A 13,704-nucleotide genomic window follows, 5' to 3' on the forward strand; every position below is an offset into this window, starting at 1 on the left:
TAACGTCCGGCTCTGCTGACGAAGACGTCGGCGGAGTTGGGGGGACTTCGATGATCGGCGAGCTGGACACGCGACCGTGGGGGACCTGGCAGGTCCTGGACGAGGGCGACGGGTTCAAGGTCAAGCGCATCACGGTGCGCCCGCAGTCGCGGTTGTCGTACCAGACCCACGAGCACCGCGCCGAGCACTGGGCCGTCGTCTCCGGCAAGGCGACCTGCGTCGTCGACGGGCGCGTCGTGCTGGCCGGCCCAGGCGACTCGGTGGACGTCGCCATCGGCCAGCCGCACCGGATCACCAACCTCGAGGACGAGGACCTGGTGCTCATCGAGGTGCAGATGGGCCGCTACACCGGCGACGACGACATCTGCCGGCTCGAGGACGACGACGGGCGGCTGTCGGCCTGACCGACGGCCGGTCCCGTCAGTCGGTGTCCGGGTCCGTGCCGCGGCGGCGGGCCCGCCCGCGTCGACCAGCATCGCTCGCCGGCCGCGCGGTCTGGGCGGCCGCTGCGGTGGGGGCGTAGCCGTACCCGTAGCCGTACCCGTAGCCATAGCCGTAGCCCTGGCGGGACTTGGGCGGCGGCGCCAGGTTCACGACGATGCCGACGGTCTTCGCGTCCACGTTCTCGATCCGCTCGACGGCGTGCTGGAGCTGGTCGCGCGTCGTGCGTCCGTGTCGGACGACGAGCATCGCGCCGTCCGCCTGCGCCGTGAGCAGCGCGGCATCCGTCACCGGGAGCAGCGGCGGGGCGTCGAGGATGACCGTGTCGAACCGTCGACGGAGGTCCTGGAGCATCGCCGTCATCGCCTGGGACTGGAGCAGCTCCGACGGGTTGGGCGGGATGGGGCCACACGCGAGGACCTGCAGGCCGGTCTCGCCGTACTGCTGGAGGGCGTCCTCGAGGGTCACCTTGCCGATGAGGACGCTCGTCGTTCCCGCAGCTCCGTCGAGCCCAAGGCGGTCGGCGATCAACGGTCGGCGGAGGTCGCACTCGACGAGCACCACGCGCTGCCCGGCCATCGCCATCGTGATGGCGAGGTTCGTGGCCGTCGTGGTCTTGCCCTCACCCGGCAGCGAGCTGGACACCACGAAGACACGGTGGTCGTGGTCGACCTCGACGTACTGCATGTTCGTGCGCAGGACCCGGAAGGCCTCGGCCCACGGGGACGCAGAGCTCAGCGCCTCGACGGGCGGCTTCTTGACGGCGTTCTGGTCGGCGTTGATGTGCCCCAGGATCGGCGTGGCGGTCACGGCCTCGACGTCGACGTTGGAGGTGATGGACGTGTCGAGCAGCTCGCGGACGACGGCCAGCCCGACGCCCAGCAGCAGCCCGAGGACCACCGCGAGCCCGAGGTTGCGCACGGGCTGCGGGCTGACCGGCGTGGTCGACACGACCGCGTCGTCGACGATGCTGGCCTTGATCAGCATCGACCCGCCGCCCTCGTCCGGCATCTCCAGCTCGGGCACCAGCTCGCTGAGCGCCTCGGCGTAGGCCTGCGCGATGTCGCGGGCCACGGCGGCGTCCGGATCGGTGGCGGAGATCTGCAGGATGACGGTCTCGGGCACGACGGAGGCCGACACGGCCGCCCGCAGCTCGGACTCCGTCCGGACCTCGCCGAGCTCGTCCGCGACGCGGCCCGCCAGGCGGCGGCCGTCGACCAGGTCGGCGTACGACGTCACGCGCTGAGAGGCGAACAGGTTGCCCTGGTAGGCGTCAGCGGTGTCGGACGGGCTCGTCGAGACGAAGAGGCGAGCGGACGACGAGTACTGCGGCGTCGCGGTCCACGTGAGCGCGGACGCGATCCCGACCGTGACGGCCAAGCAGAGGAGGATGACCTTCCACCGCCGGCGGACGGTCCGCCAGTAGTCCTTCAGTTCCACGCTGCGCCTACCGTCCTCGTCTGATCGACCGGCCCCATGGGGTGGTGCGGCGGTCACTGTAACGGGCCGCGCCCCGGTTCACCGTGTCGTCGGCCTTTCGTTCCGCGCCTACTCCTGCCTTGCCGGGGCTGTCACTGCCCGGCGGGCCAGACCGTCCTGTCCGCAAGGTAAACGAAAATGCAAACGTGGGCGGGTCCGAGTGGCAGACTCGTGCGACGTCCCTCTTGTCCTCAGTGCTCCGGGAGTCCCAGTGAGTGACGTGGTCGCGTTCGTCCGGCGCCACCGAGTCCCCTTCGCCCTCGCCTTCGACGCGTCGGCCTGGGTCGTCTCCTTCCTCTTCTTCGCGTGGCTGCGCTACGACAACATGTCGACGACCGTGCCCTGGGCTGCGACGACCGTCGCGGCGGTGGCTGTCTTCGCCCTGTACGTCGTCCTGGCAACAGTCTTCCGGCTGCACCAAGGGCGAGCCGGGACCGGCAGCCTCGAGCAGATGATCCTGCTGGGGGCGGTGACGATCATCTCCGGAGCGGCGCTCTTCGTCGTGAACGTCGTGGGTCATTGGATCCCGCGAAGCGTGCCGGTCGGCGGGACGCTGGGTGCTCTGGTGCTGATGGCCTGGGGACGGGCGTTCTGGCGGCGGCTGCGCGAGCGCGACCTCGAGCAGCTGCACCGCGACGGTGCCTGCCTGGCCCTGCTCGTCGGTGCGGGTGAGGCGGGTCGCGAGCTCGTCAACTCCATGCTGCGCGACCCTGCTCGGCGCTGGCGCCCGGTCGGCATCCTGGACGACGACCCCCGCAAGCGGCACCTGCGCATCCGCGGGGTGCCGGTGATCGGCACGACGTCGCAGCTCGAGGAGCAGGTCGCTGCCACTGGCGCTGACACGGTCGTGCTGGCCATGCCCAGCGCCTCCTCCGAGGACGTCGACCGTGTGCGCGCTGCTGCTGTCAAGGCCGGGGCGGACGTGAAGGTCCTTCCGTCCACCACCCAGCTGCTCACCGAGCGGGTCGGCATCCGGGACCTGCGCGACATCAACATCACCGACGTCCTCGGGCGCAACCAGCTCGACACCGACGTCGATGCGATCGCCGACTACCTGACCGGCCGTCGGGTGCTGGTGACCGGAGCGGGTGGGTCGATCGGCTCGGAGCTGTGCCGGCAGATCCACCGGTTCGCCCCCGGCGAGCTGATGATGCTCGACCGCGACGAGTCCGCCCTGCACGCCCTGCAGCTCTCGATCCACGGCCGGGCGCTGCTGGACTCCGACGAGGTGATCCTCTGCGACATCCGTGATGCTGCGGCCGTCGACGCGATCTTCCAGGCTCGGCGACCCGAGGTGGTCTTTCACGCGGCCGCCCTCAAGCACCTGCCGATGCTGGAGCAGTATCCGGCCGAGGCGGTCAAGACCAACGTCATCGGCACCCGCAACATGCTGGAGTCCTCCGACCGGTACGACGTCGACAAGTTCGTCAACATCTCGACCGACAAGGCCGCGAACCCGACGAGCGTGCTCGGCTACTCCAAGCGGATCGCCGAGCGGCTCACCGCCGAGCAGGCGTACCGCGCGCAGGGCACCTACCTCTCCGTCCGCTTCGGCAACGTCCTCGGCAGCCGCGGTTCGGTGCTCACCTCCTTCGCCAAGCAGATCGCGGAGGGCGGTCCGATCACGGTCACCGACCCCGAGGTCACCCGCTTCTTCATGACGATCGAGGAGGCATGCCAGCTCGTCATCCAAGCCGCCGCGATCGGCGGCGCGGGCGAGGTGCTCGTGCTCGACATGGGGGAGCCGGTGCGCATCGTCGACATGGCCCAGCAGCTCATCGAGCAGTCCGGGGAGAACATCCGGATCGAGTACACCGGCCTGCGCGAGGGCGAGAAGATGCACGAAGAGCTCTTCGCCGAGCACGAGCCGCAGGACCACCGGCCGCGCCACCCGCTCGTCTCCCACGTGCCGGTGCCCCCGGTCACGGCCGGTGAGGTGCAGGACCTGCCGACGACCGGCGAGCGCCAGTACGTCATGCGCGCGCTGATGGGGCTCTGCCAGGACGAGCTCGTCCCCGCCGACGACGAGGACTACCTCCGCAGGTAGCGCTCCAGCGCGGTCATCGCGTCCTCCGGCTCGAAGCCGACCGCGCGGATCTTGGACAGATTCAGCACGCTGTTCGACGGCCGCGGGGCAAGCTGCCTGCCCTGGCCCATCTCTTGGCCGTACGCCGCGGTGCTGGTCGGCGACACGTCGGACTCGTCGCGGCCGGAGCGCCGGAAGACCTCCCGTGCGACGTCGTGCCAGCTGGTCGGCTCGCCACTGTTGCTGACGTTGTACGTACCGTAGGGCGCCTCCGTGTCGAGCAGGTGGCGCGTCGCTCGGACCAGCTCGTCCGTGAAGGTCAGCCGGCCGACCTGGTCGTCGACGACCGCTGGCGAGACGCCGTCGGCGGCCAAGCGCTGCATGGTGCGGACGAAGTTGTGGCCGTCGCCGACCACCCAGGACGTGCGCAGGACGTAGTGCCGGCGGGCCATGCCGACCGCGAGGTCGCCGGCGGCCTTGGACTGGGCGTAGACCCCGAGCGGTGACAGCGGCTCGTCCTCGGTGTGGCCGTCCGGTCCGCCCGTCGTGCCGTCGAAGACGTAGTCGGTCGAGTAGTGGACCAGCGTGCAGCGGTGCTCTCTCGCCAGCCGGGCAAGCGCGGCCGACAGCGACGCGTTGGCCGCCCAGGCGGCTCGGCGTCCGTCGGCGGTCTCGGCCGCGTCGACGGCGGTGTACGCCGCAGCGTTCAGCACGACGTCGGTGTCCCGCCACGGAAGTGCAGCGACTGCGGCCGGGTCCGTCAGGTCCACGTCGTCACGGGTGACCTGCCGAGCGTCGGGGAAGGCATCGGCGAGCGCGCGACCGAGCTGGCCGTTGGCTCCCAGGACCATCGGCCGCCGCACCGGCATCGGCTCGACCTCCGCCATCCGCGGGTTGGCGCGGTCCTTCTCCGACATGACGGAGTCCGCGACCGGGATCGGCCACGGGATGGCGAGTGCAGGGTCGGCGGCGTCGACAGCGACGTAGGTCGCGTCCGGGCTCCAGTGGTCGTTGACGAGGTAGGAGTAGGACGTGTCGTCCTCGAGCGTCTGGTAGGCGTTGCCGACGCCGCGAGGCACAAGCACCGCCACCGATGGATCGGCCTCGACCGTGACGACGCGGCCGAACGAGTCGCCCGCCCGGAGGTCGACGTACGCCCCGAACACCCGGCCGGTCACGACCGAGATCAGCTTGTCCCACGGCTCGGCGTGGACGCCGCGCAGCGTGCCGCGCCGGTGGTTGTGCGCGACGTTGTGCTGGACCGGACCCAGGTCGGGGAAGCCGAGGTCGGTGAGCTTGCGTCGTTGCCAGTTCTCCTTGAACCAGCCGCGCGCGTCCTCGTGGACGTCGAGGTGGACCAGGAGCAGCCCGGGGATGTCCGTGCTGTCGACGCGCACGCTCACTGCCCCTTCGCGGCGTACGCCGCTTCGGTCGCCGCCTTGGCCGGTCGCCACCAGGCCTCGTGGGCGGCGTACCACTCGATCGTGTCGGCCAGCCCGGCCTCGAGGTCCGCGAACCGCGGCCGCCAGCCGAGCTCGGTCCGGAGCTTGGTCGAGTCGATCGCGTAGCGGCGGTCGTGCCCGGCGCGGTCGGTGACGAAGTCGATGTCGTCCTCGTCCCGGCCCAGGTGCCTCAGGATCGAGCGGACCACGTCCAGGTTGCTGCGTTCGCCGTCGGCGCCGACGAGGTAGGTCTCGCCGATCTCGCCTCGGTCGAGGATTGCCAGGACCGCGGAGGAGTGGTCCTCGGCGTGGATCCAATCCCGGACGTTCAACCCGTCGCCGTAGACCCGCGGCCGCCCGCCGTCGAGCACGGTCGTGACCTGGCGGGGGATGAGCTTCTCGACGTGCTGCCAGGGGCCATAGTTGTTGGAGCAGTTCGAGATCGTCGCCCGCACACCGAAGCTGCGGACCCAGGCGCGGACCAGGTGGTCCGAGCCGGCCTTGGTGGCGGAGTAGGGACTGCTCGGGCGGTACGCCGTCTCCTCCGTGAACCGGGCCGGGTCGTCGAGGTCCAGGTCGCCGTAGACCTCGTCGGTGGAGACGTGGTGCAGCCGCACGTCGTGGCGGCGGACCGCCTTGAGCAGGGTGAACGTGCCGACCAGGTTGGTGTGGACGAAGGGTGTCGGGTCGTCGAGCGAGTTGTCGTTGTGCGACTCCGCGGCGAGGTGGACGACCCCGTCCAGTGGTCCGGCGTGCTCCGCGACGAGCGGCTCGACCACGGCCGCGTCCGCGACGTCGCCGACCACGAGCCGGACCCGCTCCTCGGGCAGCCCGTCGAGGGCGGCCCGGCTGGCGGCGTACGTCAGCTTGTCGAGGACCGTGACCTCGACGTCGGTGTGCGCCACGACGTGGTGGACGAAGTTGGCACCGATGAAGCCGGCGCCGCCGGTCACGAGAAGTCGTCGCACGCGCCGGAGTCTAGGTGCGGCACTAGGGTCCAGCCATGCGCGGCATCATCCTGGCGGGCGGCACCGGTTCGCGGCTGCACCCGGTCACGCGGGCGGTCAGCAAGCAGCTCATGCCCATCTACGACAAGCCGATGATCTGCTACCCGCTGTCGACGCTGATGCTGGCCGGCATCCGCGACGTCCTGGTCATCACCACCCCGCACGAGCAGGAGCAGTTCGTGCGGCTGCTCGGCGACGGGTCGTCCCTGGGCATCTCGATCACCTACGCGGCGCAGCCCTCCCCCGACGGTCTGGCCCAGGCCTTCCTGATCGGCGCGGACTTCGTCGCCGGCGACACCGTCGCGCTCGTCCTTGGGGACAACATCTTCTACGGCTCCGGCCTCGGCACCCACCTGCGGCGGTTCGGTGACATCGACGGCGCGGCGGTCTTCGGCTACCAGGTCTCCGACCCGACGGCGTACGGCGTCGTGGAGTTCGACGAGACGGGCCGGGCGATCTCGCTCGAGGAGAAGCCGGAGCGCCCGCGCAGCCGGTACGCCGTACCCGGGCTCTACTTCTACGGCGACGACGTCCTCGACCACGCCCGCGAGCTGCGCCCGTCGGCGCGCGGCGAGCTCGAGATCACCGACCTCAACCGGCGCTACCTCGACCAGGGGCGGCTGCAGGTCGAGGTGCTGCCGCGCGGGTCCGCCTGGCTCGACACCGGCACGTTCGACGCGCTCAACGACGCCTCGAACTACGTGCGTGCGATCCAGGACCGGCAGGGCACCAAGATCGGCGCTCCCGAGGAGGTGGCGTGGCGGATGGGGTTCATCGACGACGACCGGCTCCGCCAGCTCGGCGAGGGGCTGCGCAAGAGCGGGTACGGCGACTACCTGCTGGGGCTGCTCGGCGGATGACGTGTCCGGGCCGGACGGGCCACTAGCCTGTGGCCCATGAAGGTCCTCGTCACCGGCGGCGCCGGCTACATCGGCTCGACCACCTGCAAGGCACTGGAGCAGTCGGGTCACGTGCCTGTCGTGCTCGACTCGTTGCTCACGGGTCCGCGCGCCTTTGTCGGTGACCGGGCGTTCTACGAGGGCGACATCGCCGATCGGGCCCTGGTGCGTCGCATCGCCGAGGAACACCCGGACATCGACACGACCATCCACATGGCCGCACGGATCGTCGTTCCCGAGTCGGTCGAGAAGCCCTACGAGTACTACCGCGACAACGTCGCGAAGTCGCTCGAGCTGTTCGACGAGCTCGACGCCCTCGGCCTGGGCCGGGTGCTGTTCTCCAGCTCGGCGAGCCTGTACGCCACGAAGGAGTCCTTCGAGGTGACTGAGGAGGACCCGCTCGCGCCGCAGTCGCCCTACGCCCGCACCAAGCTGATGATGGAGCAGGTGCTGCAGGACATGGCCGGGGCGACGAGCCTGCGCGCGATCGTCCTGCGGTACTTCAACCCGATCGGGTCCGACCCCGATCTCGAGACGGGCATCTACGCCCGCGAGCCCTCGCACGTGCTCGGCCAGCTGGTCATGGCCGCGCGGGGGCAGAAGGACAGCTTCACCATCACCGGCGTCGACCACCCGACCCGGGACGGCACCGGTATCCGCGACTACATCCACGTCTGGGACCTGGCCAGGGCCCACGTCCGAGCGGTGGAGCGGTTCGACGACGTGCTCGCCGCGGTGGACGCGCCCAGCACGATCATCAACGTCGGCACCGGCGAGGGCGTGACCGTCCGCGAGCTGGTGTCCTCGTTCGAGCGGGTCTTCGGGTCGGACGTGCCCACCGCGGAAGCCGCGCCGCGTCCCGGCGACGCCGTGGGCGCCTACGCCAACGTCGACAAGTCCCGCCGTCTGCTCGACTGGTCCACCGAGCTCACGCTCGACGACGCGATCGCCTCGGCGCTGGCCTGGGGCGAGAAGCGCAAGGAGATCCTCGGCTACGAGTGAGCTGAGCCGGTCCTAGCAGGCGCTCGCCGCGCTGCTGAAGGACGAACCGGGCTCGATCGAGGGCGTGGCGCGGACGTCGACGTCGGCCGTCTGTCCGGTGGCGGTCGTCATCGTCCACTCGACGTCGATCGTCTCCTCGGGGTCGAGCTGGGCGAGGACCCGCACGACCGGCCGGCCGTCATGCTCGAGGGCGCCGGCGTCCACCCGCTCACCCGCGAAGGTGACCGCGTCGATGGAGCCTCCGACCGGTCCGTAGAGGTAGGCGACCACGAGCTGGGAGCCGACCGGGGCGCCGTAGTTGCCGCCCCCGGTGACGAGGTCGGGCAACGACCCGACCTGGTCCTCCCGCAGGGTCGACTCGAGGCGCAGCCTCCCGACGAGCCGCTGTCGGTCGTCCTCGCAAGTCGTCGCCTCCGCAGTGGTCTCGTGCCGCAGGAAGTAGGACATTTTCGCTGCGCTGGTGTCGTTGAGGTAGGCCCCGACCTGGGGACGGTTGGCGTCGTCACCGGTCAGCTCGCCGGCCACCGCCGTGCCGGCCAGCGCCCCCTGCTCGACGTCGTCGAAGGAGTGCACGAGCAATCGACCTTCCCGGGCGGCTCGCGACAGCGCACGCAGGACGTCCTGGGGCCGTTCGACGCCCGACGTCACCCGGTCGAAGACTGCCAGCGCAGCAGCGCGGAAGAACTCGTCCTGAGCTGACGGGTCCGCAAGGCGCTCGTACGTGGCGAACAGGAGCTCGTCGACCACGTTGTCGGCGCGCAGCTCGACACCCGCCGCCGTCACGGGGCCGGTGACCTCGAGCAGGTACGACAGCGCCACAGGGTCGACCGAGAGCACGCCCGCCGGCTGCTCCGGCTGGGACCGTGTCCAGTGCTGCCGCAGCAGGTCCGCCGCGCGCGGCCAGTCGGGGGTCAGGTTGTAGTCACCCGGGAAGCGACCGATGTTGGTGCTGAAGAGCTCGCTCTCCTCCTTCGTCAGCTGCAAGGGTTGCTCGCGGGTGCCCAGGTCGGTGGCCGCGATCTGCCGGGTCAGGTCGACCAAACCGTTGTGGGTGCGTACCACCGAGATGGCGCCAGGCAGTCCGCCGGTGGCCCGGATCTCGGCGTTGTTCTGCATGACCAGGAGGAAGTCGCGCGCTCCGTCCCCACCGAGCATGGACGGCATGACCTCGAGAGCGGTCGCCGCCGAGCTCATGGCGCTCTGCGCGTCACCCACCTTCTGACGCAGGTCGCGGAAGCCGCTTGCGAGCGTGCCGACGTACCCTTCGGGGTCCGCCCGCTGCAGGCGGTCGTCGGCGGTGGTGAACGCGTCATCTGCGCGATCGACCGGAGTCCCCAGTCGCTCCACCGCATCGAGGTCGACCCGCCCGTCCCGCGGGACGATCGCATCGAGGTCGTCCGCGGCGGAGATCAACGGCTCAGCACCTTCGAGCGCCAGGTCCGCCACGACGTCGCTCGCCAGGGCGATGCCGTCGGCGTCGTCGCCGACGACGGGCAGCAGGCCCAGAGCGCGCCAGGTCAGGCCTGAGGTCCGGTCGGCCGCGTCGCCGCTGTGCTCGCGGAGGTCGGCCAACGCAGCGCTCGCCTCGCGGGTGGAGCCGGCCTCGAGCGAGGACTGCACCGCGTCGGCGTCACGCACCGCTGCGTCCAGCGAGTCCTTGACGTGGTACGCCGTCCAGCCCACCCACGCCGCGATCCCCACCAGGATGAGGAGGACCAGGGCCAGAAGCGTGCCGAGTCGACGCGGGCTTGCCATGCGCACGACCCTATCGACTGCCGGCCGCGACCTCTGGGGGACGTCAAACGACGAGGACCCCGGCCGGAGCCGGGGTCCTCGTCGGAGCGGTCAGTGACGAGTCACTTGACGATGAGCGTGTACTGGCGGTTCACCCGACGCCACGGGGTGTTCGGGTCCGGGATGAACTTCAGGGTCACGACGTACTTGCCCGGGGGCAGGCCCTTGCCGACGATCGTCGCGGCACCGTTCTTGTTCAGGTCCTTGCGAGCCTTGAAGACGGCGGGTGCGGTGCCGCCACCGGCCTTCTTCGGACGGATGATGACCTTCAGGTCACCCTCAGGCGTCGCGTCGCCGGGGTACTTGAGCTTCATCTTGAACTTCGGCTTCTCGCCGGGGTCGACGTTCTTCGGGTTCGTCCCGCCCTTGGGCTTGACGTCGGCGTTCGGCTCGAGGCAGACGCCGTAGCGGTCGCACTTCTCGGCGTTCGCGGGGGCGCCGGTCGCGCCGACGAGGCCAGCGGCCATGACCGCGGACGCCAGGAGGCCGGTGATGAGCTTCTTCATTGTGGGTCTCTCCCCATGTGGCGCCCGAGGGACGCGGCGTGCATGACGGGACCCATGTTTGCACAGATGGTCTGCCTATACAGCATCAATCCGCTTTACCGTCGTCCTACCCGAAGATCGGCGGGCCGGGGTTTGCGTGATGTCTCCGACTGGTCTGGACGGAGCGCGATCCGAGGACGAGATGGTCGTTGTTGTTCCACGATGACCCCATGTGGCGGGGGATCAAGAAGTGGAAGCGCCGGGTGAGGTGCCGGATGAAGCACGGGGTGGCGTGCCCGCACGTCGGCGGCTACCACTGAGCGGGCTGGGGAGAGCCGGGTCAGGACGCCGCGGCTGAGCTGGCGGGCTGCACCGCGCCCCAGCGGAGCGTCGGCTGGTGGTAGGCCTCCGGCCAGGCCAGCGCCGGCGCTTCCTGCAGCTGGACCATCTCGAGCAGCAGGTCGTCGGGGGAGGCAAAGTCGCCCGGCTCAAGCGGCTCGCTGAGTCGGAGGTACGGCTTGCCGTCGGCATCGGGATGGGCGGTCATCGACACGACCGGGCAGCCCGCGCCGGCGGCCAGCCGGGCGGCACCGAAGGAGCCGAGTCGGTCCACGCCGAGGAACCTGATCGGCGTACGTCCCGGCACATCGCTGGCGATCGCAAGCACGTTGCCGTCGTGCAACGCCTTCAGCATGCCCTTCGCGCCGACGGTGGCGTCGAGGGGTCGGCCGCCGGAGACAGTGCCGGTGCGGACGTGCTGCTTGAGGAACTCCGGCGCGTCCGGCGCCAGCATCTCCGGAGACACCACGACGAGCAGCGGACGGTCGGCCCGGCACACCGAAGCGACCGCGCCCTCGTAGTGGCCGTGGTGCAGGAAGCTGATGACCACCCCGCGGCCGCGCTTGCGGGCGGCGACGAGGTGCTCGACCCCCTCGACCTCCTGGAAGGTGATCAGGTTCGGGTGCCAGCGCAGCTCCGAGCGGAGGATGTCGCGCTCGACGTACCTCTCCGCCGCCCGGTCCACCTCGGCAGGCGTGCAGGCACCGCCGAGGAGGAACTCCATCTCGCGGTGCGCCCGCGCGAGGCGGTCCTGGTTCTTGCGGGCGCGGGTGAGGCGGGCGCGGGTGACGGCCGGCACGGCGGCGTCCGGGATGTGCCGTCGTCCCCACGAGACGGCTGCGGCGAGGGAGCTCATGCGCGGACAGTAGGGGTCCGGCTTGTTACTGCGCAGTTCACCTCGTTGTTGGGCGGACGGAGGTGCGGGAACGGTCTCCCACCTGACGACTAGGTTGGCGGCATGGTTGCCGATGCTGCGGACGGCTGGTTCGCCCGCAACACCTCCCACTGGGACGACTGGTCGCTCGACGAGCTGGTCGCGGCGAAGGGCTCGCAGCGCGTCAGCCTCGTCGTGCCCGCTCGCAACGAGGCCGGCACGGTCGGCGACGTCGTCACCCGCGTCCGCGAGGCGCTCGTCGATACGGTCGCGCTGGTCGACGAGGTCGTGGTCATCGACTCCGACTCCACCGACGCGACGTACGACGTGGCGAGCGACGCCGGCGCGGTCGTCCACCGCTCCGCCGAGGTGCGGCCCGACCTCGGCTCTCGGCCCGGCAAGGGCGAGGCGATGTGGAAGTCGCTCTTCGTGACCAGCGGCGACGTCCTCGTCTTCATGGACGCCGACCTGACCGAGTGGGACACCCACTTCGTCCCCGGCCTCCTCGGCCCGCTGCTCACCCGTCCGGATGTCGCGCTGGTGAAGGGTTTCTACGAACGGCCCGGCGCCGCGGGGCCGTACGACGGCGGGCGGGTGACCGAGCTCGTCGCCCGGCCGCTCATCGCGCTCGAGCACCCCGAGCTGGCCGGCCTGGTCCAGCCGCTGGCGGGGGAGTGGGCCGTGCGGCGATCGCTCTTCGAGGCGCTGTCGGTGCCGGTCGGCTACGCCGTCGAGCTGGCTGCGCTCATCGACACCGCCGCGTCGCTCGGCGTCGACGCGATCGCACAGGTCGACCTCGGGCGGCGGGATCACTCGCACCAGGCGCTTCTCGACCTCGGCGCGATGGCGACGCAGATCCTGGCGGCGATGGCGTCGCGGCGGGCGACCCCGGCGGGTTTCGAGACGGTCGCTGCGCGACCTCCTCAACCAGCCGGATCGGTGTCCCGGGGCGAGGTCGTTCTCCGGCAGTACCAGCCCGGCCCCGGCGGCATCACGCCCGTCGACCGAGAGGTGCTTACGTTCGAGCGTCCGCCCGCGAGGTCCGTGGCATGACCCTGCGACTCGGTCGGCAGGAGTTCGCCGACGACCGGACCCTGATGATGGCGATCGTCAACCGGACGCCGGACTCCTTCTACGACAAGGGCGCCACCTGGGCGGAGGACAAGGCCTTCGACCGGGTCGCGCAGGTCGTCGACGAGGGCGCCGAGATGGTCGACATCGGCGGCATCAAGGCGGCCCCCGGCGAGGAGATCGACGAGGTCGAGGAGAAGCGGCGGGTCGTCGACTTCGTGGCGCGGGTGCGGGCGGCGTACCCCTCCCTCGTCGTCTCCGTCGACACCTGGCGCGCCTCGGTCGGCGAAGCCGTCTGCCAGGCCGGCGCGGACGTGCTCAACGACGCGTGGGGCGGCGCCGACCCCGGCCTCGTCGACGTGGCCGCCAAGCACGACGTCGCGCTGATCTGCACGCACACGGGAGGGGCAGTGCCGCGGACGCGTCCCTATCGGGTGGAGTACGACGACGTGGTCCGCTCCGCGATCGACGACACCGTGGCGTACGCCGAGCGGGCACTCGCCGCGGGAGTCGCGCGGGAGTCGCTGGTGATCGACCCGGCGCACGACTTCGGCAAGAACACCTTCCACTCCCTCGAGATCACCCGCCGGCTCGACGAGATGGTGGCGACCGGGTGGCCGGTGCTGGTGTCGCTGTCGAACAAGGACTTCGTCGGCGAGTCCCTCGACCTGCCCGTCGGCGAACGGCTGACCGGCACGCTCGCCGCGACCGCCGTCTGCGCCCTGGCGGGGGCGCGGATCTACCGCGTGCACGAGGTCGTCGAGACCCGTCAGGTGGTCGACATGGTGAACACGATCGCCGGGCGGCGGCTGCCCGCGCGGGCGATCCGGGGGCTCCAGTGAGCT

At 70.7% G+C, this 13,704-nt stretch carries 12 protein-coding genes; 6 read left to right on the forward strand and 6 right to left on the reverse strand.

Annotated elements, in window-relative coordinates; all coding sequences use genetic code 11:
* The first annotated feature begins 50 nt into the window (after window positions 1-50).
* Window positions 51-404, forward strand: a complete 354-nt coding sequence (locus QWY29_RS14030; protein WP_300961648.1) for a phosphomannose isomerase type II C-terminal cupin domain — start codon at window positions 51-53, stop codon at window positions 402-404.
* Between the two features lie 16 nt (window positions 405-420).
* On the opposite strand, the gene QWY29_RS14035 is transcribed toward QWY29_RS14030, so the two are convergent.
* A complete protein-coding gene (locus QWY29_RS14035) occupies window positions 421-1,881 on the reverse strand; it encodes a tyrosine-protein kinase domain-containing protein (RefSeq protein ID WP_300961649.1) in 1,461 nt (486 codons plus the stop codon).
* 250 nt (window positions 1,882-2,131) lie between these two features.
* On the opposite strand from QWY29_RS14035, the gene QWY29_RS14040 reads away from it, so the two are divergent.
* Complete coding sequence (locus tag QWY29_RS14040; RefSeq protein ID WP_300961650.1) at window positions 2,132-3,967, forward strand: polysaccharide biosynthesis protein; 1,836 nt, start codon at window positions 2,132-2,134, stop codon at window positions 3,965-3,967.
* On the opposite strand, the gene QWY29_RS14045 is transcribed toward QWY29_RS14040, so the two are convergent.
* Both QWY29_RS14045 and rfbB read right to left on the reverse strand, forming a co-directional pair.
* Complete coding sequence (locus QWY29_RS14045) at window positions 3,952-5,343, reverse strand: sugar nucleotide-binding protein (RefSeq protein ID WP_300961651.1); 1,392 nt, start codon at window positions 5,341-5,343, stop codon at window positions 3,952-3,954. The genes QWY29_RS14040 and QWY29_RS14045 overlap by 16 nt on opposite strands.
* Before the next feature lie 2 nt (window positions 5,344-5,345).
* Window positions 5,346-6,356: a dTDP-glucose 4,6-dehydratase gene (gene rfbB / locus QWY29_RS14050; RefSeq protein WP_300961652.1), complete on the reverse strand. Its 1,011-nt coding sequence runs from the start codon at window positions 6,354-6,356 to the stop codon at window positions 5,346-5,348.
* 35 nt (window positions 6,357-6,391) lie between these two features.
* On the opposite strand from rfbB, the gene rfbA reads away from it, so the two are divergent.
* The gene (gene rfbA, locus QWY29_RS14055; RefSeq protein ID WP_300961653.1) at window positions 6,392-7,255 is read left to right on the forward strand and encodes a glucose-1-phosphate thymidylyltransferase RfbA; all 864 of its coding nucleotides are present in this window, start codon (window positions 6,392-6,394) and stop codon (window positions 7,253-7,255) included.
* A gap of 36 nt (window positions 7,256-7,291) precedes the next feature.
* A complete protein-coding gene (gene galE, locus QWY29_RS14060; RefSeq protein WP_300961654.1) occupies window positions 7,292-8,296 on the forward strand; it encodes a UDP-glucose 4-epimerase GalE in 1,005 nt (334 codons plus the stop codon).
* 12 nt (window positions 8,297-8,308) lie between these two features.
* Here galE and QWY29_RS14065 read toward each other — a convergent pair whose 3' ends face one another.
* The 3 genes from QWY29_RS14065 to QWY29_RS14075 form a co-directional block, all read right to left on the reverse strand.
* Window positions 8,309-10,051: a DUF4012 domain-containing protein gene (locus tag QWY29_RS14065; RefSeq protein WP_300961655.1), complete on the reverse strand. Its 1,743-nt coding sequence runs from the start codon at window positions 10,049-10,051 to the stop codon at window positions 8,309-8,311.
* Between the two features lie 101 nt (window positions 10,052-10,152).
* The gene (locus tag QWY29_RS14070; protein ID WP_300961656.1) at window positions 10,153-10,596 is read right to left on the reverse strand and encodes a hypothetical protein; all 444 of its coding nucleotides are present in this window, start codon (window positions 10,594-10,596) and stop codon (window positions 10,153-10,155) included.
* 319 nt (window positions 10,597-10,915) lie between these two features.
* Entirely contained in the window at window positions 10,916-11,770 is an 855-nt protein-coding gene (locus QWY29_RS14075) for a lysophospholipid acyltransferase family protein (RefSeq protein WP_300961657.1), read from the reverse strand.
* 102 nt (window positions 11,771-11,872) lie between these two features.
* Between QWY29_RS14075 and QWY29_RS14080 the strand changes: the two genes are divergently transcribed.
* Both QWY29_RS14080 and folP read left to right on the forward strand, forming a co-directional pair.
* On the forward strand, window positions 11,873-12,841 hold the full coding sequence (locus tag QWY29_RS14080) for a glucosyl-3-phosphoglycerate synthase (protein ID WP_300961658.1): 969 nt from the start codon (window positions 11,873-11,875) through the stop codon (window positions 12,839-12,841).
* Complete coding sequence (folP, locus tag QWY29_RS14085) at window positions 12,838-13,701, forward strand: dihydropteroate synthase (protein ID WP_300961659.1); 864 nt, start codon at window positions 12,838-12,840, stop codon at window positions 13,699-13,701. The genes QWY29_RS14080 and folP overlap by 4 nt, the downstream gene beginning before the upstream one ends.
* Window positions 13,702-13,704 lie beyond the last annotated feature (3 nt).

It is taken from the genome of Nocardioides abyssi (assembly GCF_030412915.1).
In the GTDB taxonomy this organism is placed as follows: domain Bacteria; phylum Actinomycetota; class Actinomycetes; order Propionibacteriales; family Nocardioidaceae; genus Nocardioides; species Nocardioides abyssi.